Genomic DNA, 20,083 nt, shown 5'->3' with positions numbered 1-20,083 from the left:
GAATTTTGCCTGGGGCTGCGTTGCTCCTCGGTCACAGCCCCACTGGCGGGGGATGCTCGCTCGTCGCGCCTTGCCCCAGGCCAAATTGGGCGCAACGAACGTGAGCGTATTTACGAAACGGACCACTAAGGTCTCGGCGCGGAAATAGTCGAGTTCTGCCAAGCGACCACCGCCTTTTGCCTGAGGGAAAGGTTTACAGAAGGCAACGAAGGAAACAAAGAACAGCGATCTGCTGGCGGGAACAGCAGACCACGCAGAACGGCCCAATAGCCAATCGACAATAGCCAAGACTTCGTTTTCTTCGTTGCCTTCTGTAAAGTAGCTCGCGAATGAAGACTCAGAAAAAGCACGTTGTCGTCCTGGTGACGGCCCCCAACATCGGGACGGCGCGCAAACTGGCCAGGGCGGCGTTGAATGCTCGATTGGCCGCGTGTGCCAATTTGATCCCAAAGATCGAGTCGCACTACTGGTGGCAAGGCAAACTGGAATCGAGCGCGGAAGTGTTGATCGTGTTCAAAACAGCCGCCGTCTGCTTGCCCAGGTTCGAACAAGTGATTTTAAAGCACCATCCGTATGACACGCCGGAGTTCATCGTGTTGCCGTTGCTCGGTGGCAACAAGCGTTACCTCGCCTGGCTGGATGAAAACATCCAAAAGTAGGGCAGGCTTCCAGCTTGCCCCAACACGCCCGGCGCGAAAATTCACTGAGCCGGAACGATTCAGAAGAAACCACGAATGAACACGAATGGACACGAATGAGATTAGGTTTGACGCGTCTCGACGCCCACGCCCAGGGGGGCACTCTTTGGCGATCCGATGCAAACGGTTCAATGCCGTTCTATGTCAGCCAGATTTGTGTTTATTTGTGTCCATTCGTGGTTGAATTGAATCGTTCCGGCTAGGCGGCGTTTTCGGAATGAATCATTTTGGGCAGGCAGGATGCCTGCCCTACTTTGAACATGCTAAATCTCGAATATCTGGCGGAGTTGTTCTCCAGCTATCAGGAGGCGGCGCGAGCGCACGTCAAGGAATTCGCTTTGGCAGACAAATTCTTCGCGTTCAACTCCCGGCCCGCGCTCATGGGCGTGATCAATCTGTCTCCGGATTCGTGGTATCGGGAAAGCGTGTGCCTCACCGAAGCGCGGGCGGTCCAGCGCGGCCAGGTTCTCCATGCCCAGGGCGCGGACATCATCGACGTGGGCGCGGAGTCCACACTGGCGCACGCAGCGCGGGTCGGCGAATCCATCCAAACCAGCAGGATGTTGCCTTTGATTCGCGCCTTGCGATTGGCTCGCATTCTTGTGTCCGCCGAGACCTATCATCCATCGGTGGCGGAGCAATGTCTGGAGGCGGGCGCGAATATTTTGAACCTGACCGGCGTTGCGGGAAGCGCGGAGATTTTTCGGATGGTGGCGGAGCGGAACGCCGCAGTGATCATCTGCTACGTGCAAGGCAGCAACGTCCGCGAAGTCGGCGATTTCGACCTGGCGAGCGATCCGACAGCAGCCACGTACGAATTCTTTGCCCGCCAGATCGAGACGGCCACGAAACACGGGGTGGAGAAAATCTTCATCGATCCGGGCCTGGGCTTCTATTATCGCAACCTTCGAGACAGCGCGGCGCGCGTTCGATACCAAATGACGACCTTTCTGAATACATTCCGGCTGCGGACGCTGGGCTTTCCCGCGTGCCACGCGTTGCCGCATGCCTTCGAGTATTTCGGCGAAGAAGTGCGTTCAGCCGAAGCCTTCTTCGCGGTGCTGGCGGCGTTGGGGAAAACCGATCTCCTCCGCACACACGAAGTGCCGCGCATCAAAGCAGTGCTGGACACGCTGGCGGTTTTTGAGCCGTGAAGTTGTGTGGATTTAACAGGAGATAACAGAGGCAACAGAGTGGACGGGATTGAGAAATGAAATTTGTGGGCTGATGGAGACTCGGGAAGAAGGGCAGCTTGCCCAGTGTATCTGATTCTGTGTTAACCTGTGGTTGAGATCACAAACCGACGTCCTTCCCGTGAACCATCTGTTCGGACCGCGTCCTTTAGGCCGCTTCAATGCTCGACTCCGGAGGGTGCGCTGAAGCAGCCTGAAGGCTGCGGTCCGCGCGGTCCTACTGTAATAATAAGTTCATGAGTCGTGTGCATGGGCACGTGGCCAAGGAAGCTTCCCAGCTTGCGTTCGCCAGGCAAACCATCCTGCCACGCCGAGCAACAGGAGATTAAAGGCGCCGATCGTTTGCACGACCAGTTTGAAGCCGGACAGCGATTCGCCCGCGGACGCCGGTTTGGCCACCAGGCTCAAGGCGACGATGTAAGCGAGCGCGACGGCCAGCAACCACGGCACGGCGCGATACCTGGACCGCGCGAGCAAGTCGTTGATCAGAACATTCGTCAACGTCAGCGGCATCATGGCCCAGGCAAACCACGGCAGCAGCGGCGCAATCGGCAAATACGCCGGTTTGAGAATGCGAAACGGAAGCTCCGGAAGGAAAGTGCAAGCCAACGCCGCCAGGCTGGCCAGCGTCCCCGTGCCCAGCAACGCCTGGCCGAGCAAACCGAGTCTTTCGGCGCTGGAGAGACTGCGCACGATTTTCGGGAACATCACCATGGCCACAGGGCCAGTGAAGATCACGAGGCCGCGCGCGATGGTTCCTGCGGCCGCATACAAGCCCGTCTCCGATTGGAAATGAGCGCGCACGATGATCATGTCCGCCGCGAGCATGATTTGGCTGGCGGCAAGTCCAAGCGTCAACGGCACTACGCGCGCCAGCCAGGGCCGCCACTCGAATGGTTCGAATGGGCCGGACCAGTTTTCACCGGTTTGCCACATCGCCAGCGCCAGCGCGGCCACCATACCCATCAGCGGGCCGGCCATCGCTCCGGCCGCGTGTCCGCCCAGCCAAACCACCGCGACCAGGACGAACAGGAATCGTCCCAGTCCGTTGAGAATGCCGACCCAACCAAGCCAGAGGAAGTTCTGAGTTCCCTGTAGCAAACCCTGCATCAGGTAAAGCGACAAGGTCGGGAGAAAGGCAGCCACGGTCACCCACAAGGCCGCGGGGTTCGTGATCTTAAGAGCTGTGAGCGCGCCGTTCTGGAACAAAAGGGCCGCCAAAGCCAAGGCCACCCAAACCGCAACAATGGCTGCCAACAAAGCCCGCACCGCGCCGGTGAGCCGGCGCTTCTCACCCTCCGTGCGCGCGCCGGCGGCCTGCTGCGCGAACACGATCTGCAGGCTCAGTCCCGGGATGAGCATCAGATTGATCGCTTGCAGGAGCGTGGCGAAGACGGCGTATTCGTCCTCCGGCAATCTGGCCAATGCCGGGACGTGCACCGCGTACATGAACAGACCGCCGGCCGTGGTCGCCGCGATCATCCAACTGCTCTGGCGAAAAAACGCGAGTTTGTTACTGGCGGGGTTCATGATCCTCGCGGAGTTCCAACGATTTGTTCGACGCGGTCAATCGCCTTCTGGCTGATTACGCGCCAATCGAGTTCGGCTCGGACACGTTCGCTGGCTGCCTTCGCTTGAGACGCCTGCACTCCGTCTGGTTCACGAAGCCAGCTCAGGATTTTTTCTCCGAAACTTTCCCCGTCGAAGCCGGAGAAACGGACTCTCGGTTCGTTCCCGAAATATCGGCGCGCGCTGTCCAGCGGCGTGCTCACCACGGGCAATCCCACGGCCAGGTATTCGACAATCTTGGCCACAAAGGCGCAATGCGTGCCGGTCGATTCCTCGTAAGGCACGATGCCTGCCGAGGCGTCGGCAAGCTGCGCCGCGACGTTGGCGTACGGAACGAAACCGGTCGATTCCACATTGGCCGAGGGAATTTCCGCGCGAACCCGCTGAAGAAAGTTTTCCAAACGTCCGGTGCGCTGGCCGACGAATCGGAAGACGGACTCCGGTTGGTCGCGAACGACGCGGCGGATGGCGCCAAGCGCGATCGGCCCCAGGTGATGATGATCCAGCGAGCCGTGCATCACAATCGCCGGTGTCTTCGGGCGGCTTTTGGCTTCGCTTCCCTTCGAGAAGGGAAACAAATCGGCATCGTAGCCGTAGTAAATCGGCAAGAGGCGTTCGCGAGGATAGCCCGCCTTCGCAAAATGATCCCCCAATGTGTCCGAGACCGTCAGAACGGCGTCGGCTCCCGACCGGATCGGCACGGAGAGTTCGAATTTCTCCAGGCGCTTCAGGAGCGGCGGTGGCGCCAGGTACGCGGGCCAGGTCTCCATGAAGCCCGTCAGGTAATCGAGGAAATTCATCGCGACCGGCACTCGCAGGCTGCGCTTGAGCCAGCCCGCGGCGACGGCCGAAATCGCGTGTTGGGACAGGATCAAATCGAACTTCGCCGCTCGATGCGCGGCCTCGACCATGCGACGCAAGAGGAACGGATAAAGCATGTACTTGGCGCTGCGCAAAGAAGTGTAGCGCCCCATGCGCCAGGTTTTGAACTCGTAGAGGCGAACGCGAAATTCCTTACGTACAAATTCGGGTTCGGCCAGTTTGGGACAGAAGAGGTGGATCTCGTGGCCGCGTTTGACCAGTTCGCGGACCAGATACACGGCTTCTGCGGACCCGCCGCCGCTCGGGGGATAAAACGGTTCGTGCGTGAGAAACGCGACTTTCATGGGACGCGACACAGTGCAAAAAGTATGTCCCGTACGGGACAAAGTTTTGTGCTCGCCTTGAGGCGGTTCCTGGGAAGCTTCCTGGAGCTGATGACCATGCTCACGCGCCTTCAACCCGGTAGGGCGAGTCCGTCCCGGCGAGCCGCTCCACGTGGTTGGAACACGTCCGACTCGGCTCGCTGGGGACAGGCTCGCCCTACCGTCTGGTTCATGGGAAGCTGCCTTGGTTTCGGAACCATGCACATGGCCCTTGAACCGAAAACCGTGCGGACCGCAGCCTTCAGGCTGCTTCCGTGCACTCTCCGGAGTCGAGCGTCGAAGCGGCCAAAAGGCCACGGTCCGGAGGATCGGTTCATGGGAAGGTTGGTGCGACTGTTCGGTGCGGTCTGCGCTTCCCCTTGCCCTCACGGCAGCGATTCCAGGAATCGAGTCAGCAGCGCCGTACCAGATTCGAGAGAACGCAGGGAAATCCACTCGTCCGCGGTGTGCGCCTGAGCGATGTTCCCGGCGCCGAACACCACGCTCGGAATGCCGCCGGCGGACAACACGGACGCATCGCAAAAAAAATCAACGCCTGCGGGTTGCTTTTGCCCGACGCTCCGCAAGAACTGCCGAACGAGCGGCAAATCCAGCGTAGTCTCCATCGGCAGGCACTCGGCCGCTTTCACGTTGCGGAAGGCCGCCTGGTGGCGGCGGCGATGCAGCAGCGCGCGGATTTCCCGGCGGACTGTCGTTTCCGTTTCGCCCGGTAATGTCCTGCGGTCAATGCTGATCACGCACCGATCAGGGACAATGTTCGGCTGAATTCCGCCCGCCATAGAGCCGACATTGATGGTTGGGTTGCCCAACAAAGAATGGCGCCGCTTCCGCAACTGCGCGGCGTAATCCGTCTCCAACAAATCCACAATCCTCGCCATGGCGTGCACTGCGTTCCGCCCCAGTTCAGGCCGCGCGCCATGGGCTGATTTGCCGCGCGCCTCCAGTTCCAGCCACAGATCGCCTTTGTGCGCCGTGACGACGCGCAGCTCGGTCGGCTCGCCCACGATGGCCAAATCGGCCTTGAATTGCGACGCCGCCAAGACGCGCGATCCGGTCTGTCCGTTCTCTTCGTCAATCAGGCCTGCAAAGGCGATTTCGGTGCGCGAAGGCCGGCGGCGGGAACAAGCGAGATCGAGCAAAGCCGCCGTCATCATCGCCACAGTGCCCTTCGTGTCGCATGCGCCTCGCCCGTAAAGGCGCCCGTTTCGCGCTCGCGGAACGAAGGACTTCTCATCGGGAACGCCAACGGTGTCCATGTGGGGGGCAAGCAAAATCCTCTGCGCCGGCTTCTGTTTGGGGAGAAGGCGCGCGATGATGTTGTCGCGGCCTGGAAAAACTCTTTGGCGCTCGATGACTAAACCGGCCTTCTTGAACACGTCCACGAGAAACTCCGCGACCCGCTGTTCCCCGGCGTGCGGATCATCCGCCGGAACGAACGCGGGGTTCACGCTGGGCCGCGCGATCAATTCGCGCAGGAGTTTTTCGCCGGTGGTCACGCGGGAAAGGGGGCTTTGGGAAAGGCAAGGCTCGTGCTCGTGACGTAGCGCAGAGTTGCACTCTGCTGTATCGCCGATCTGCAATCGGCAGCGCTTGGGCAAGGTCCAGGGCGCACGAACTTGCCTGGCGCCAGCGGAATGCAATTCCGCGGTACGGCAGAGTGCAACTCTGCGCTACAGAGCAATCGCGACCAGGAGAGGCCCATACATTCCCAAGCCGCCTACGGGTGATACTCCTGCAAGGTCTTCACCGCATAACCGCTTTTCTTGATCGCGGCGATCCCCAGCGCGGCGGCTCGGGCGCCGCCGAGCGTGGTCATGATGGGCGTGTTCGTATAGACGGCCGTGGTTCGAATCTTCACTTCGTCCGCGCGCGGGGTCTGGCCCGAAGGCGTGTTGATGACCAGTTGCACCTCGCGATTCTTGAGCAAGTCCACGGCGTTGGGCCGGCCTTCGGTCAGTTTGAAAATCCGTTGCACCTTCAATCCCGCCTTTTCCAACACGGCGGCGGTGCCGCTCGTCGAGACGAGCTCGAATCCAAGATCGGCAAACAGTTTGGCCACGTTGGCGACCTCCCGTTTGTCGGCGTCACTGACGCTCAGGAAAACGCGGCCGCTCATGGGCAGCGGGCCGCCCGCGGCCATTTGCGATTTGGCATAAGCGATGCCCAGATCGCCATCCAAACCCATGACTTCGCCGGTGGAACGCATCTCAGGCGAGAGCAGGATGTCCTGGCCGTGGAAACGGCTGAAGGGAAAGACCGATTCTTTGACGGTCCAGTATTCAGGCCCGATTTCCTTTGTGAACCCAAGTTCGGCGAGAGTTTTGCCGGCCATGAGCTTGGCGGCGAGCTTGGCCAACGGGACGCCGATGGCCTTGCTCACGAACGGCACGGTGCGCGACGCGCGCGGATTGACTTCGAGCACATAAACGGCGTCGCCTTTGACCGCGTATTGCACGTTCATCAAGCCGATGATCTTCAACTCGCGCGCCATGGCATGCGTGTATTCGCGAATCGTTTCGAGGACGTTCCGCGGAAGCGTGTGCGGGGGCAGCACCATCGCGGCGTCTCCCGAATGCACGCCGGCAAATTCGATGTGCTCAAGAATTCCGCCGATCACGATCGTGCCTTGGTCCGCTCGCGCAAACTGCCCGACGTCCGCAATGCAATCCACGTCCACTTCGGTGGCGTCTTCCAGAAATTTATCCACGAGCACGGGGCGTTCGGGCGACGCTTCGACAGCGAAGCGCATGTAATGGGACAGTTCGGTGTCCGAATAAACGATCTGCATCGCGCGCCCGCCGAGCACGAAGGAAGGCCGGACCAATACCGGATAACCCAGTCTGCGCGCGACAGCGAGCGCCTCGGCTTCGTTGACGGCGACGCCGTTAGCCGGCTGCGGAATCTTCAGTTTGTTGAGCATCGCCGCGAACAGTTTTCGGTCCTCGGCGATTTCGATGCCTTGCGGGGAGGTGCCGATGATGTTGACGCCGTTCTTTTGCAGGCCCAGCGCCAGATTGAGCGGCGTCTGGCCGCCGAACTGCGCGATCGCCCCCCAGCATTGTTCGCGTTCGTAAATGTGCAGCACGTCCTCCAGCGTCAGCGGCTCAAAGTAGAGTTTGTCACTGGTGTCGTAATCGGTGGAAACGGTCTCCGGATTGGAGTTGACCATGATCGTTTCGAAGCCGTCCTCTTTGAGCGCAAACGCGGCATGAACGCAGCAGTAGTCGAACTCGATGCCCTGGCCGATGCGGTTTGGGCCGCCGCCGAGAATCATGACTTTGCGTGTTGCCGAAGGTTTAACCTCGTCGTCGCCGCGGTCGTAAGTGGAATAAAAATAGGGCGTGTATGCCTCGAATTCCGCCGCACAGGTATCGACCAGGCGGTAGCTCGGCGCCAGGCGAAGCCGTTTGCGTTCGGCGCGGATCGCTTCTTCGTTCTGGCCTGTGAGATGCGCGATCTGGCGGTCGGAAAAGCCGAGCGATTTAGCTTTCGCGAGAAGCTCAGGGTTCATTCAAAAACGGTCGAGATGTTCCGGTTCAAAGCCCGCCCAGTAAGCCGAAGGCCGCGCGGCTTGTCCAGTTCGATCCAAAAGATAACGAGCCGAATTTCACGAATTATCACGAATTCGTGAAACTCGTGTCTTCCCCGGAAGATTCAGTCTGATCGCAGATCACTTTTGCGGCCGGTTCATCTGGAACGTGCCATGGTCTCGGCTGGCGCGATAAGTCGAGAAGAAGTTCGTCGGCGTGGCCCGGCCTTCGTAAGCGTAATTGCCTCCGGCCAGGCGGCCCAGGTCAGCTTCGCCGCTGAATTGAAGCGCGCCAGCCGTTTCCTGGGTTCGAAGCGTCACGGTGTAACCGTAGCTGAATATCTTCCAGTAATTGGCGTGGAAACGCGCCTCGTACTGGCTATTGGCAAGCGGCGTGATCAAACACCGCAAGCGGCCCGCGTGTCCGTTCACTTCGCTTTGCCATCGTCCCTCCCAACGCCCGCTGACGCCGGTGTCGGGCGACGGCTGCGCTGCGGCACGCTTCCAGTCGCGATGGAAGGTCGAGCAGCCGGCGACTCCCAGGCAAAGCAGCGCGAGGCACAAGGGACGCACGACTAAGAGACGGAAATAACGCTCACGTTTCATGGTTTGACGCGATCCAAAGTCGAAATGTAGGGGCGATTCCTAGCCGTTGCACGGATGCACGTCAAATTTGTTTCGAGAATGGACAGAATTTCCGGTGAACCTGGTAGGGACGGATTCCACTCCGTCCCTGATTTTACTCGCCGATCGAAAGTGCAATCCAGGGATCCGGTGGAACGCGTCCTTACCAGTTCATGGACCATGCGCACGGTGTCGCGGCCATGGCAGCTTCCCATAAAAGCTGGGCGAGGCTGTCCCCAGCGAGCCGAGTCGGACGTGTTCCAGCCACGTCGGACGGCTCGCCGGGACGGTCTCGCCCTACCGGGTTTCATGGGCCGGTTGCATGGTGCCGGGGCCGGGGGCTTTCCTGCGGACACCCGCCCGAGATTGACAGTCAGCGGTCTGGAGCCGAATAGTGACCCAGCGATGCGGATTTATGATTTGGTGATGACCCATCAGTTGGACGCGGATGATTTCTTTATTCATCGCGTCCAGCAGCATTGCGCCGAGCGGGGGTTGAACTTCTTCCTGATCGAGCCGCTCTGGGCCGAGGCCTTCTTCGAGAAGTTAAGCCGGAGCAAAGTCGGGGCGCGTGTCCTGATCAACATGCACAGCGAGCACCATCAACCGGAGGATCTTTACCATCGCCTGGTGAATCTCGCCTTCGAGCCGAAAATCCAGGTCATCGATCCGCCCGACGTGGCGCAAGGGGCGTTCGACAAAGCGCGCCTGCATCCGCGTCTGGTGGCCGCGGGATTTGATTTGCCTTTCACAGTCATCGTGCCGGGTCAGCCTGTGGACAGCTTTGCCGTGACGGAGGCTGACTTCGGCAAACTGGGCAGTCCGTTCGTCATCAAGCCGGGCATGGGTTACGGAAAGCGCGGCGTCATTTTGAACGCGACGGGCCTTGAGGACATCGTCCGTTCGCAACGCGATTGGCCGGACGCCCATTTCCTCCTGCAGCAACGGATCGTTCCTCGCACGCTGGAAGGACGGCCGGCTTACTTCAGAGTATTTTACGTGTTCGGGTCGCTCTGGTTTTCCTGGTGGAACTGCTTTACGGATCGATACGCCTGGCTGACGGATCAGGAGATGCGGAACCATGGATTGCAGCCGCTCCGCGAAATCGTTTGCCGGCTGGCGGATTTGACGCAGATGAATTTCTTTTCCACAGAAATTGCACTGACGGACGAAGGCCGATTCGTGCTGATCGATTACGTCAACGACCAATGCCACATGTTGACGCAATCGGCTAACCCGAACATTGGCGTCCCGGACGAGATCGTGGCCGGCATCGCGCGGCGTTTGGTGGAGGAGGCGCAGCAATTGATTCGGGGATCAGCTTGAAGTCAACTGAGAGATTAGGCCGGCGCGGACGGAGTGGTCAGCGGGGACGCCGGTATGTGTTTAACGTGGGTAGGGACGGATTCCACTCCGTCCCTGAATAATCCTTGAGGCGTCGCTTGAACGGAGAGACGGACAACGGAAAAGCCAGAGGCCTCCGTTGGCCCATCGTCTCTTCCTGGGCGGCAGTCCGCCTCAAGGTCTGATTTGGGACGGAGTGAAATCCGTCCCTACCACGCTAAAAACACGACCACGGCACGCGGGGCGCATATGCTCCCCGGAGCAATTGAAGAACGACATGATTCTACGAACCGGCCAGTTTGAATTTGCGTTTCCCCGGCCGATGCTGGTGATGGGGATCGTGAACGTCACGCCCGACTCGTTTTCGGATGGAGGATTGTTCCTGGACCCCCAGGCTGCGGTGGACCACGCGTTTGAACTGATCGAAGAAGGCGCCGACCTCATCGATGTAGGGGGAGAATCCACCCGTCCGAACGCCTCGCCGGTCAGCGAGTCGGAAGAGTTGAAGCGAGTGCTCCCGGTCGTCGAACACCTCTCGCCCCGCGTGAAAGTGCCGATCTCGATCGACACGCGGAAACCCGGTGTGGCGCGAGCGGCGTTGGAAGCGGGCGCCAGTCTGGTCAATGACATCGAGGCGAACCGCGACGATCCCTCGATGTGGAAAATCGTCGCCGAGGCTGGAGCGGGCTACGTGGCCATGCACATGCAAGGCACCCCTCAGACCATGCAAAACCACCCAACTTATGGCAACGTAGTGCGAGATGTGGACGCGTTCTTTGCGAAGCGCCTGGGCGGGCTGGCCGCCGCCGGCGTCAGGCTGGAGCAGGTGATTTTGGATGTGGGGATCGGTTTTGGGAAAACGCTCCAGCACAATTTGGAGTTGCTGGCCGGCCTGAACCGCTTTACAAGATTCGAGCGCCCGCTGCTGCTCGGGGTCTCGCGGAAGTCGTTTATCGGGAAGTTGCTTGGCGTGGACGTGGGGGCGAGATTGCCGGCGAGCCTGGCCTGCGCTTGCTGGGCCGTGGAAGCCGGCGTTCAGATCATCCGCACGCACGACGTGCGGCCAACCTTGCAAGCCGTTCGCATGCTCGAGAGCATCCTGAACCATCGAAGCTAGTGGATTGGAATTTACACACGATCTGGCGGTTCATCCTGGAGATCGCGATTCTCGCGGTCGGGATTTACTACGCGATCATGTACATGCGCGGCACGCGCGGATGGCCGGTCATGATCGGGTTTGCGGTGATGATCGGCGTGACGCTGGTGACGACGCTGCTCAAGCTTCAAGTGTTGAGTTTCCTGCTGCAGACCTTCTTCGCTTTTTCGGCGGTCGCGGTGCTGATCATCTTCCAGCCGGAGATGCGCCGGCTTCTGGCCGAGTTGGGGAATTTGCCCTTGTTCAACGCCGCGCGCGAACAGCGGGAGAACATCGAAGTGATCGTGCAAACGGCCGAGCGCCTCTCCGAAGTTCGGATTGGCGCTTTGATCGCGATCGAACAATCGATTCAACTCCAGGAGGCGGTGGAGTCGGGCATCCCCGTGGGGTGCGAAGCCACGCCAGAAATGCTGGAGACCATTTTTTTTCCCAACAACGCGATCCACGATGGCGGGGTCATCATCAAGGAAGACAAGATTGCTTATGCGGCTTGCATCTTTCCGCTAACGCAGCGGCAGGACTTGAACCCCTCGCTCGGCACGCGCCATCGCGCGGCCATTGGCCTGAGCGAAGAGACCGATGGCGTGGTCGTCGTCGTCTCTGAGGAATCCGGCGCCATTTCCTACGCGTATAACGGCCAGCTTGTGCGCGGCATCACCGTCGAAGAACTGCGGGCGTTCTTGACCTCGGTCTTCGTCACGCGCCGGGGATCGCGCAGCCTGGTCTATCGATTTCGCAAGTGGGCCACCAGCCGTCCGGCGCCGTCCGCCTCCATGGCCTCGAACTTTCCGCAAAAATAGCCATGGCGCTCCCGGATCTGGTTCTGAACAATTTGCGGTGGAAAGCGGGCGCGCTGACCATGGCGGTGTTCATCTGGTTCCTCATTCAGTTCGCCATTTCCAGAGGTTACCGGCCTCCTCGCGAAACCCCGTTGAGCGACACCCGCGATCACACGTTTACCGACGTCCCGGTCCTGGCGCTCACCGCGCCGGATAATGCGGAGGTTTTCCGCGCCACCCCCGCGAAAGTCGAAATCACGGTTCGCGGCACGCCCCTCGCCTTGAACCAATTGGCTAAAGATGATATACGAGCGTTCGTCGATTTGTCGGACACAAATGTCGTCAGCGAGATCAAAGATGTTCTGGTGCGAACACCCCACGGGATTGATCTCACGAGCATCACGGTGAAGCCAGCGCAAGTCAAAGTGGGGCGGATCGGGGAAGGCCTTGAGGTCCGGTGAGTTCTCAGGGCGTAGCGCAGATTTGCAATCTGCCGCATCGCGGAATTGCATTCCGCAGAGCTCGCCAGTTCCAAGGCTCTGGAACTCCCCGAAGCGCCGCCGATCGCAAATCGGCGATACAGCAGGTTGGGAACCTGCGCTACGCGGACGCGAATACAAACATGAGTTCGTCGAAAAAAATCTTCGGGACCGATGGAGTTCGGGGCACGGCTAACATCGAGCCGGTGACCGCCGAGACGGCGCTAAAACTGGGCCGGGCGGCGGGGCATGTGTTCAAGAATATTCAGCACGCCTCTTCCTGGGTGCGCGGCAGACACAAAATCGTCATCGGCAAAGACACCCGCCTTTCCGGTTACATGCTGGAGAACGCCTTGTCATCGGGAATCCTCTCCATGGGCGTTGACGTTTTGTTCATCGGCCCGCTGCCCACGCCCGGCGTGGCTTACGTCACGCGCAGTTTGCGCGCCGACGCCGGGATTGTCATCACGGCTTCCCACAATCCGTATGCCGACAACGGCATCAAGTTCTTCCGGCCGGACGGCTACAAACTGGACGACAATATCGAGCAGCAAATCGAAGGGTTGGTCTTCAGCGGCGAGATCGAGAATATTCGCCCGACCGCCGATGAAATCGGCAAGGCGGTCCGCATCGACGACGCGCTGGGCCGTTACATCGAATTCGCCAAGGCTTCCTTCCCCAAGGGACTCACGTTGGAAGGCATGCGGATCGTGGTGGATTGCGCGCACGGCGCGACTTACAAGTCCACGCCCTGCGTCCTGCGCGAACTTGGCGCCGAGGTCGTCGTGTTTGGGAACCATCCCGACGGCATGAACATCAACAAGGATTGCGGTTCGATGCATCCCCAAACCATGTGCCAGAAGGTTTTCGAGTATCGCGCCGACCTTGGCATCGCTCACGACGGAGATGGCGACCGCGTGTTGATGTGCGACGAAACGGGAACCTTGGTTGACGGCGACGACGTCATGGCCATCGCTGGTTTGCACATGCTGGAGCAACGGACCCTCAAGCAAAGCACCCTGGTGACGACGATCATGAGCAACGCGGGATTGGAGACCGCGATCAAAGCTGCGGGAGGCAGCGTGATCCGGACCCCGGTCGGCGACAAACTCGTCATCGAAGAGATGCTCCGCGGCGGCTATAACTTCGGCGGAGAGCAGAGCGGACATTTGATCTTTGGCGATCATTGCACGACGGGCGATGGATTGATTGCCGGGCTTCAGATTCTCCAAACCATGAAAATGAAGGATCAGCCGCTCTCCCGCCTGGCGCGTTGTTGGACTCGTTTTCCGCAGATTGTCACTAATGTGCGCGTGCGGGAAAAGCGGCCCATCGAGCAACTCGATGGCGTCCTGCAAATGGTCGCGCAGGCCGAAGCGGAAGTTCAACCGACCGGCGGACGGGTGCTGCTGCGGTATTCCGGCACCGAACCGAAGGCGCGGTTCATGATGGAGGGCCGCGACTCCGCAACGCTGGAGCGCTGGAGCAAGCTCATCTGCGACGCCATAAAAAGGCAGATCGGGGCGTGAGCCTCGAATGCGGTTGATCTCAACAGGAGGCAAGGGAGGAAACGGAGGGGAGAACCTGGGTCAGGCTGATAGTTCAATCCGCGTGGTGCGTTCTCCGTCAATTCTTCCCATGAACCTGATGGTAGAGCGAGCCTGTCCCCAGCAAGCCGAGTCGGACGTGTTTCACGCCCGTCGAGCGGCTCGTTGAGGACAACTCGCCCTACCGGTTCAAGGGCCGCGCGCATGGTTCTCGATTTCCAAGATTGAATTCAGCGCCGTTTTCGTGGATGAACAGAGCGCGTTGAAGTTGTTGGCCGGAAGTTGATGGAGTTGTTTTATGGATAAGCCGGAGATGTATCCTTCACCAGGGGAACGCTTGCTGCGGTTCGTCGGGGACACGGTTCGTTTCACATTGCGCGGTCGTGGCGGTCAAGCCTTGCCGCCCGGCTTTCGCGCGGTCCTGCGCACCAATCTCGGACGCGCGGCCACATTGCGCGAAGAAGTCATCCACTCGCACGCGAAGGAGCTTCCGTTCGCCGGCGCGTCGTGGCGCGATATTCCGCTGGAACCCGTGGGCCACGAGTGGGGCGTTGAACTCAGCCTGGTGGAGGTGGGCTTCTTCAAGGCCAAACCCTACGCGGTCGATCCCCAAGGCCGGCAGTTCTGGCCCGACGGCCCCGACGTCGGCATCACCGTGCATCCAAATGATTATCGCACCGCCAACACGATTTATTGCGCGTTCACCCGGCTGTTCGGCGAGAAAAAGACAGCCCCGACCACGAGCGCGGAGACGTGGGAGGCGCAGGTCGGCAAGCTGGACAAGCAAGGCTATGCGGTCATTCCACCCTCGGGCAAACTTCGCGATCTGCTCCGCGAATTGCCGCACATCATAGACACGCTGGGCTGCTCGATCCTTCACTTGCTCCCGATCAATCCGGCGCCCACGACGTTCGCCCGCTTTGGCCGTTTCGGCAGCCCCTACGCCGCGCTCGATCTGACGGCGATTGACCCGGCGCTGGTCGAATTCGACCGGCGCACCACCGGAGTCGATCAATTCCGAGAATTGACTTATGCGGTTCATCTGAGGCGCGGGCGCGTTTTCCTGGACCTCGTGATGAATCACACCGGCTGGGGCTCGACGCTGCAAGAGGATCACCCAGAATGGTTCCTGCGCGACGAGCGCGGAAACTTCGTCAGTCCAGGCGCCTGGGGCGTGACCTGGGAGGACCTGGTCGAACTGGACCACCGGACGCCTGCGCCGTGGGATTGCCTGGCAGATGTTTTCTTGACGTGGTGCCGGCGGGGTGTGGACGGCTTTCGCTGCGATGCCGGGTATAAGGTGCCGATGCTCGCCTGGCGTTACATCATTGCAAAAGTGCGGCAAGAATTTCCCGAAACCATTTTCCTGCTCGAAGGTCTGGGCGGTCCGTGGGAAGCCACGGAAACGTTGCTGACGGAAGGCGGAATGCAGTGGGCTTATTCCGAGCTCTTCCAGAATTATTCCGGGCCGCAGGTCGCCAACTACCTGGACTATGCTTTGCGCCAAAGCCAGCGCGTCGGCCTTTACATCCATTACAGTGAAACGCACGACAACGACCGCCTGGCAAAACGTAGCCGCGCGTGGTCGCTGCTTCGGAACCGGCTTTGCGCGCTGACTTCGGTCTCCGGCGGCTTCGCTTTTACGTGCGGCGTGGAATGGCTGGCGGCGGAAAAAATCAACGTGCACTCTTGCGCCGGCCTGTCCTGGGGAAGCCGCAACAATCTCGTCCCTGAACTGAGCGCCCTGAACCGGCTGCTCCGGGAGCATCCTTGCTTCTTCGACGACGCCAGGCTCACGCGCCTGAGCGCGCCGGATTCTCCCGTGTTCGTCTTGCGCCGCGACTCAGCCGAGGGGCTCGACCGGGTGCTGATCCTCGTCAATCTGGACCTGGACCGCTCTCAGAATTTCGTTCTGAACACAGAGGCGCTTCAAGAACTCGGAGTGTTGAAACACGAGCAACTCGGCCAAAAACTGCCCGTGGCACGCCAGACCTCGCACGGTCGCGTCGAACACGTTCTGCCCCCCGGCGGCTGTTTTTGTCTGTCGGCTCACGCCCAACCTGAGGGCTTGCACGGACAAGCTTATCGCCGGGCGCGGGCAGCGGCAGCCTGGGGATTCGCGGCCCTGAGCCAGATGTTCCCCACCGAACAAATCGGAAGATTCAATTGGCGCACGGTTGCCACGCTGGTGAACGAGGATCCGAAGGCTTTTTTAGCGGGCCTTACGGACCTCAAGATTGCTGAGGCGACCAGGGATTTGGCCGCCGCGTTCGTCGAAGCGGGTCACTACCCGCGTGTTGTGACCTGGGCGTTGCTGGATCGGCGGCGCGTCACGCCGATTCCTCCGTCGCACTGGCTTTTGGTGTGGGATGATGCGCCGTTCCGCGCGACGCTCGCCGTCGATGGCGCTGAATTTCCGCGGCACTCGAGCTCAATCCAGGTGAATGGCGGACACGTCGTGTTTTTCCCACCGCAAACATCCCCTGCCGAGGCTCAACTGAAATTGGAGCGTTACACGAACGAAAACACGCAGGTCGAGGCTTCGATCCGATACCTCGCTTCGGACCCGAACGAGCTTTTGGCCCCAACCGATCTCTCCGGGGCCCGCTCCGCTCCTGCGAACCATCGGGAGGCTGCCCGCCCGATTCAGAATCACACGCCGCATTTGATTCTGCTAACCAACGGCATTGGCGGCATGGCCCGCCTATGCGTGGATTTGGGACAGATTCAATCGAAGTATGATTGCCTGCTCGGCGCCAACCTTCATCCCTCCGTGCCGGCCGACCGCCACATTCTGGCCAAGCGCGCACGGGTGTGGGTGAACGCGGACGGATTCATCACTGCGCTCGACATCAAGAACCTGATCGACTTCACGCCCGGACCGCCGGCTCACTGGCGTTTCGTGGCTAACGCAGGCGACGGGCGAACGGTCGAAATCCATCTCGAAGCGGACATGCTCGAGACGCGGAACACAACGCTCCTGCGCTTCAGCCGTCCGAAAGGACCGCCTCCGGTCGGACGGGATTTGCCGGCCAACTGCGAGGTTCGCCTGACGGTGCGTGTCGATCTCGAAGACCGAAATTTTCACTGGGAAACCAAGCGCAATCCCGGAGCGGATCACCATTTCTCTTCCCATTGCCAGCCGTTGAAGGAGAAGGCGGGTTTTGCGTTCGTGCCCGCGGCTGACCGCCAGCTTCGCGTGTTGGCGGATGCGGGCGCTTATCATCATGAAGCGGAGTGGTGTGAAAACATTCCTCATCCCGTGGAACAAAGCCGCGGCCAGGCGGGCAGCGGCGATGCCTACAGCCCCGGCTGGTTCGATTTGCCTTTGGAGAAAGGCGAAAGCGCGACCCTGGCGGCCTGCGCGGATGCCACGGATCCGCGCGCGGAAGAGATCAGACACTTCCGATCAAGCCGCGCCTCGAGAATTGAGGCGGCGCTTCGAGCCGCGCACGTGCGCGACGATGAATTTGGGCGCCAGCTCGTCCGGGCCGCGCACGCGTTCGTCGTTCGCCGCGAGTCGCACAAAAGCGTGATCGCGGGCTACCCGTGGTTCTTGGATTGGGGACGCGATTCGCTCATTTCCGCTCGCGGGCTGCTTGCGGCCGGCATGCGCGAGGAAGTGAAACAGCTTTTGATCACCTTTGGCCGATTCGAGAAGAATGGAACGATTCCCAACATCATCCTCGGCGAGGATGCCTCCAACCGCGACACCTCCGACGCTCCGTTGTGGTACGGTGTGGTCTGCGAAGAAGCCGCCTCGGTGGTGAAAGGTTCGCTCTACGAAATCGCGGTCGAGAAACGCGGACGAACCATTGGCGACGTCCTGCGCAACATTGCCGAGGGCTACTGGCGCGGCGCTCCCAATGGAGTTCGCCTCGATGCCGAGTCGGGCTTGGTTTGGAGTCCCAGGCATTTCACCTGGATGGACACGAATCATCCTGCCGGGACGCCGCGCGCCGGTTACCCGATCGAAATCCAGGTGCTCTGGATTCGTCTGTTGCGGCACCTGAGCCGGCTCGGAACAAAACCCGTGTCGGAACCGTGGGACCGCCTCGCCGACCGCGCTCAGGCTTCGCTCCTGAAGTTTTTCTGGCTGGAGGACCGCGGATACTTCGGAGACCTGCTGATCGCTGCAAACGGCGAGCCAGCCGCCCGGGCGACCGTGGACAACGCGCTTCGCAGCAATTGTCTCCTGGCCGTCAGCCTGGGCCTGGTGAGCGGAGATCAGGCGCGCCGCTGTGTCGAAGCCGCCGCGCGCTACCTGGTCGTGCCGGGAGCGCTCCGTTCGCTGGCGCCGCTTCCGGTTTCGCCGCCGTTGCCCGTCCATGGCAACGATGGACATTTGCTCAACGATCCGCACTGGCCATACTGGGGCCGCTACGAAGGAGACGAGGACACGCGGCGCAAGCCCGCCTACCACAACGGCACCGCGTGGACATGGACATTCCCAAGTTTCTGCGAAGCCCTGGCCCGCGCCTGGGAATTCGAGTCGTCCGCGGTCGCTGCCGCAAAGGCGTATCTGGGCAGCATGGAGCGACTGCTGCGCGAAGGTTGCCTCGGACAGATTCCCGAAATCCTCGACGGCGACGCCCCCCACCAACAACGCGGCTGCGATGCCCAGGCCTGGGGGGTCACGGAGGCGTTGCGGGTTTGGAAGCTATTGAACGGAACGAGGTAGCCGTGCGAGGAGTCTCCGGCTTCGGATCAAAACGGCGGTTGAATCAGAACCGGGGGTGGACTCAGCGGCTTTGCCGCTGGAAAGTCGAGAACCGGTTTGGGGACCAGAGATAAAGTGCGACGAAGAAGTAAACGCTTGCCATGGAAAAACCGCGCATGATTCCGTTGACCAGCAGTTTCGTTGGATCATATGAATCTTCCCAAATCTTGTTCACGCTGAAATCCACGAGGAAGGTGTAAATGCTAAAACCAGCCAGGACAACACTGGCGTTGACAAACGCGTTGGAGAGCCGCAAGAAATTGGTGCAGCGTGTCGCCGCAGGGATGAGCGCCAGGATGAAAAATCGAACCGGGAGCACTGAGACTGAGCGAACAATGTCTTTCGGATCTCGAATCCCGTCAGCCCCCACAAACGTTGTGATGGCGAGTGCGGCAGCTACGGTCGCGAATGCGATGGCATAAAAGGCCCCTTTCCTCTCCCGCCAGTGCCGTCGGGCGAAGCCGGCTCCGGAAGCAATCACAAGCAGCGCCAGTGCAACCGGAATGATGCGCGAGTCAGAATGATTGAGGTAGGGGAGATAACCGCTGTTTTTACCCCGCTTCAACGCTGGACTCCGGAGAGCGCGCGCAAGCAGCCTGAAGGCTGCGGTCCGCACAGTTTTCGGTTCATGGGCCATGGCGTAGCTTCTTGGCCAAGCAACTTCCCATGAACGTTCCTCCGGACTGCGGCCTTCAGGCCGCTTCAACGCTGGACTCCGGAGAGCGCGCGCAAGCAGCCTGAAGGCTGCGGTCCGCACAGTTTTCGGTTCATGGGCCATGGCATAGCTTCTTGGCCAAGGCAACTTCCCATGAACCGTTCCTCCGGACTGCGGCCTTCAGGCCGCTTCAACGCTGGACTCCGGAGAGCGCGCGCAAGCAGCCTGAAGGCTGCGGTCCGCACAGTTTTCGGTTCATGGGCCATGGCGTAGCTTCTTGGCCAAGCAACTTCCCATGAACGTTCCTCCGGACTGCGGCCTTCAGGCCGCTTCAACGCTGGACTCCGGAGAGCGCGCGCAAGCAGCCTGAAGGCTGCGGTCCGCACAGTTTTCGGTTCATGGGCCATGGCATAGCTTCTTGGCCAAGGCAACTTCCCATGAACCGTTCCTCCGGACTGCGGCCTTCAGGCCGCTTCAACGCTGGACTCCGGAGAGCGCGCGCAAGCAGCCTGAAGGCTGCGGTCCGCACAGTTTTCGGTTCATGGGCCATGGCGTAGCTTCTTGGCCAAGCAACTTCCCATGAAC

15 protein-coding genes are annotated in these 20,083 nt (G+C 60.5%); 9 read left to right on the top strand and 6 right to left on the bottom strand.

What is annotated here, in order from left to right; all coding sequences use genetic code 11:
• Positions 1-329 precede the first annotated feature (329 nt).
• Both FJ398_14225 and FJ398_14220 read left to right on the top strand, forming a co-directional pair.
• Complete coding sequence (locus FJ398_14225; protein MBM3839095.1) at positions 330-659, top strand: divalent-cation tolerance protein CutA; 330 nt, start codon at positions 330-332, stop codon at positions 657-659.
• A gap of 299 nt (positions 660-958) precedes the next feature.
• Positions 959-1,852 (top strand): dihydropteroate synthase, encoded by an 894-nt coding sequence (locus tag FJ398_14220; GenBank protein MBM3839094.1) that lies wholly within the window; start codon positions 959-961, stop codon positions 1,850-1,852.
• Between the two features lie 273 nt (positions 1,853-2,125).
• Here the strand turns inward: FJ398_14220 and FJ398_14215 are convergent, their stop codons facing one another.
• The 5 genes from FJ398_14215 to FJ398_14195 all read right to left on the bottom strand — a co-directional run bounded on the left by FJ398_14215 (position 2,126) and on the right by FJ398_14195 (position 8,800).
• Positions 2,126-3,421, bottom strand: a complete 1,296-nt coding sequence (locus tag FJ398_14215; protein MBM3839093.1) for a hypothetical protein — start codon at positions 3,419-3,421, stop codon at positions 2,126-2,128.
• Positions 3,418-5,034 carry a glycosyltransferase family 4 protein gene (locus FJ398_14210; GenBank protein ID MBM3839092.1) on the bottom strand — a complete coding sequence of 539 codons (1,617 nt, stop codon included), beginning with the start codon at positions 5,032-5,034 and terminating at the stop codon, positions 3,418-3,420. The genes FJ398_14215 and FJ398_14210 overlap by 4 nt, the downstream gene beginning before the upstream one ends.
• Positions 5,031-6,161 carry a M20 family metallopeptidase gene (locus FJ398_14205; protein ID MBM3839091.1) on the bottom strand — a complete coding sequence of 377 codons (1,131 nt, stop codon included), beginning with the start codon at positions 6,159-6,161 and terminating at the stop codon, positions 5,031-5,033. The genes FJ398_14210 and FJ398_14205 overlap by 4 nt, the downstream gene beginning before the upstream one ends.
• 221 nt (positions 6,162-6,382) lie before the next feature.
• Complete coding sequence (gene carB, locus FJ398_14200; GenBank protein MBM3839090.1) at positions 6,383-8,176, bottom strand: carbamoyl-phosphate synthase large subunit; 1,794 nt, start codon at positions 8,174-8,176, stop codon at positions 6,383-6,385.
• Positions 8,177-8,335: 159 nt separating this feature from the next.
• Entirely contained in the window at positions 8,336-8,800 is a 465-nt protein-coding gene (locus tag FJ398_14195; protein MBM3839089.1) for a hypothetical protein, read from the bottom strand.
• Between the two features lie 218 nt (positions 8,801-9,018).
• Between FJ398_14195 and FJ398_14190 the strand changes: the two genes are divergently transcribed.
• The 7 genes from FJ398_14190 to FJ398_14160 all read left to right on the top strand — a co-directional run bounded on the left by FJ398_14190 (position 9,019) and on the right by FJ398_14160 (position 18,804).
• Complete coding sequence (locus FJ398_14190; GenBank protein ID MBM3839088.1) at positions 9,019-9,213, top strand: hypothetical protein; 195 nt, start codon at positions 9,019-9,021, stop codon at positions 9,211-9,213.
• Positions 9,214-9,223: 10 nt separating this feature from the next.
• On the top strand, positions 9,224-10,144 hold the full coding sequence (locus FJ398_14185; protein ID MBM3839087.1) for a hypothetical protein: 921 nt from the start codon (positions 9,224-9,226) through the stop codon (positions 10,142-10,144).
• A gap of 295 nt (positions 10,145-10,439) precedes the next feature.
• The gene (folP, locus tag FJ398_14180; protein ID MBM3839086.1) at positions 10,440-11,279 is read left to right on the top strand and encodes a dihydropteroate synthase; all 840 of its coding nucleotides are present in this window, start codon (positions 10,440-10,442) and stop codon (positions 11,277-11,279) included.
• Positions 11,279-12,118, top strand: a complete 840-nt coding sequence (locus tag FJ398_14175; protein ID MBM3839085.1) for a TIGR00159 family protein — start codon at positions 11,279-11,281, stop codon at positions 12,116-12,118. Before folP ends, FJ398_14175 begins: the two co-directional genes overlap by 1 nt.
• Positions 12,119-12,120: 2 nt before the next feature.
• The gene (locus FJ398_14170) at positions 12,121-12,558 is read left to right on the top strand and encodes a hypothetical protein (protein ID MBM3839084.1); all 438 of its coding nucleotides are present in this window, start codon (positions 12,121-12,123) and stop codon (positions 12,556-12,558) included.
• A 161-nt stretch (positions 12,559-12,719) separates the two neighbouring features.
• Positions 12,720-14,105 carry a phosphoglucosamine mutase gene (locus FJ398_14165; protein MBM3839083.1) on the top strand — a complete coding sequence of 462 codons (1,386 nt, stop codon included), beginning with the start codon at positions 12,720-12,722 and terminating at the stop codon, positions 14,103-14,105.
• Between the two features lie 316 nt (positions 14,106-14,421).
• Positions 14,422-18,804 (top strand): amylo-alpha-1,6-glucosidase, encoded by a 4,383-nt coding sequence (locus FJ398_14160; protein MBM3839082.1) that lies wholly within the window; start codon positions 14,422-14,424, stop codon positions 18,802-18,804.
• 61 nt (positions 18,805-18,865) lie between these two features.
• Here FJ398_14160 and FJ398_14155 read toward each other — a convergent pair whose 3' ends face one another.
• Positions 18,866-19,480: a hypothetical protein gene (locus FJ398_14155; protein ID MBM3839081.1), complete on the bottom strand. Its 615-nt coding sequence runs from the start codon at positions 19,478-19,480 to the stop codon at positions 18,866-18,868.
• Between the last annotated feature and the right edge of the window lie 603 nt (positions 19,481-20,083).

The organism is Verrucomicrobiota bacterium (assembly GCA_016871535.1).
Classification (GTDB): domain Bacteria; phylum Verrucomicrobiota; class Verrucomicrobiia; order Limisphaerales; family SIBE01; genus VHCZ01.
This window is presented reverse-complemented; position numbering and strand designations above follow the sequence as displayed.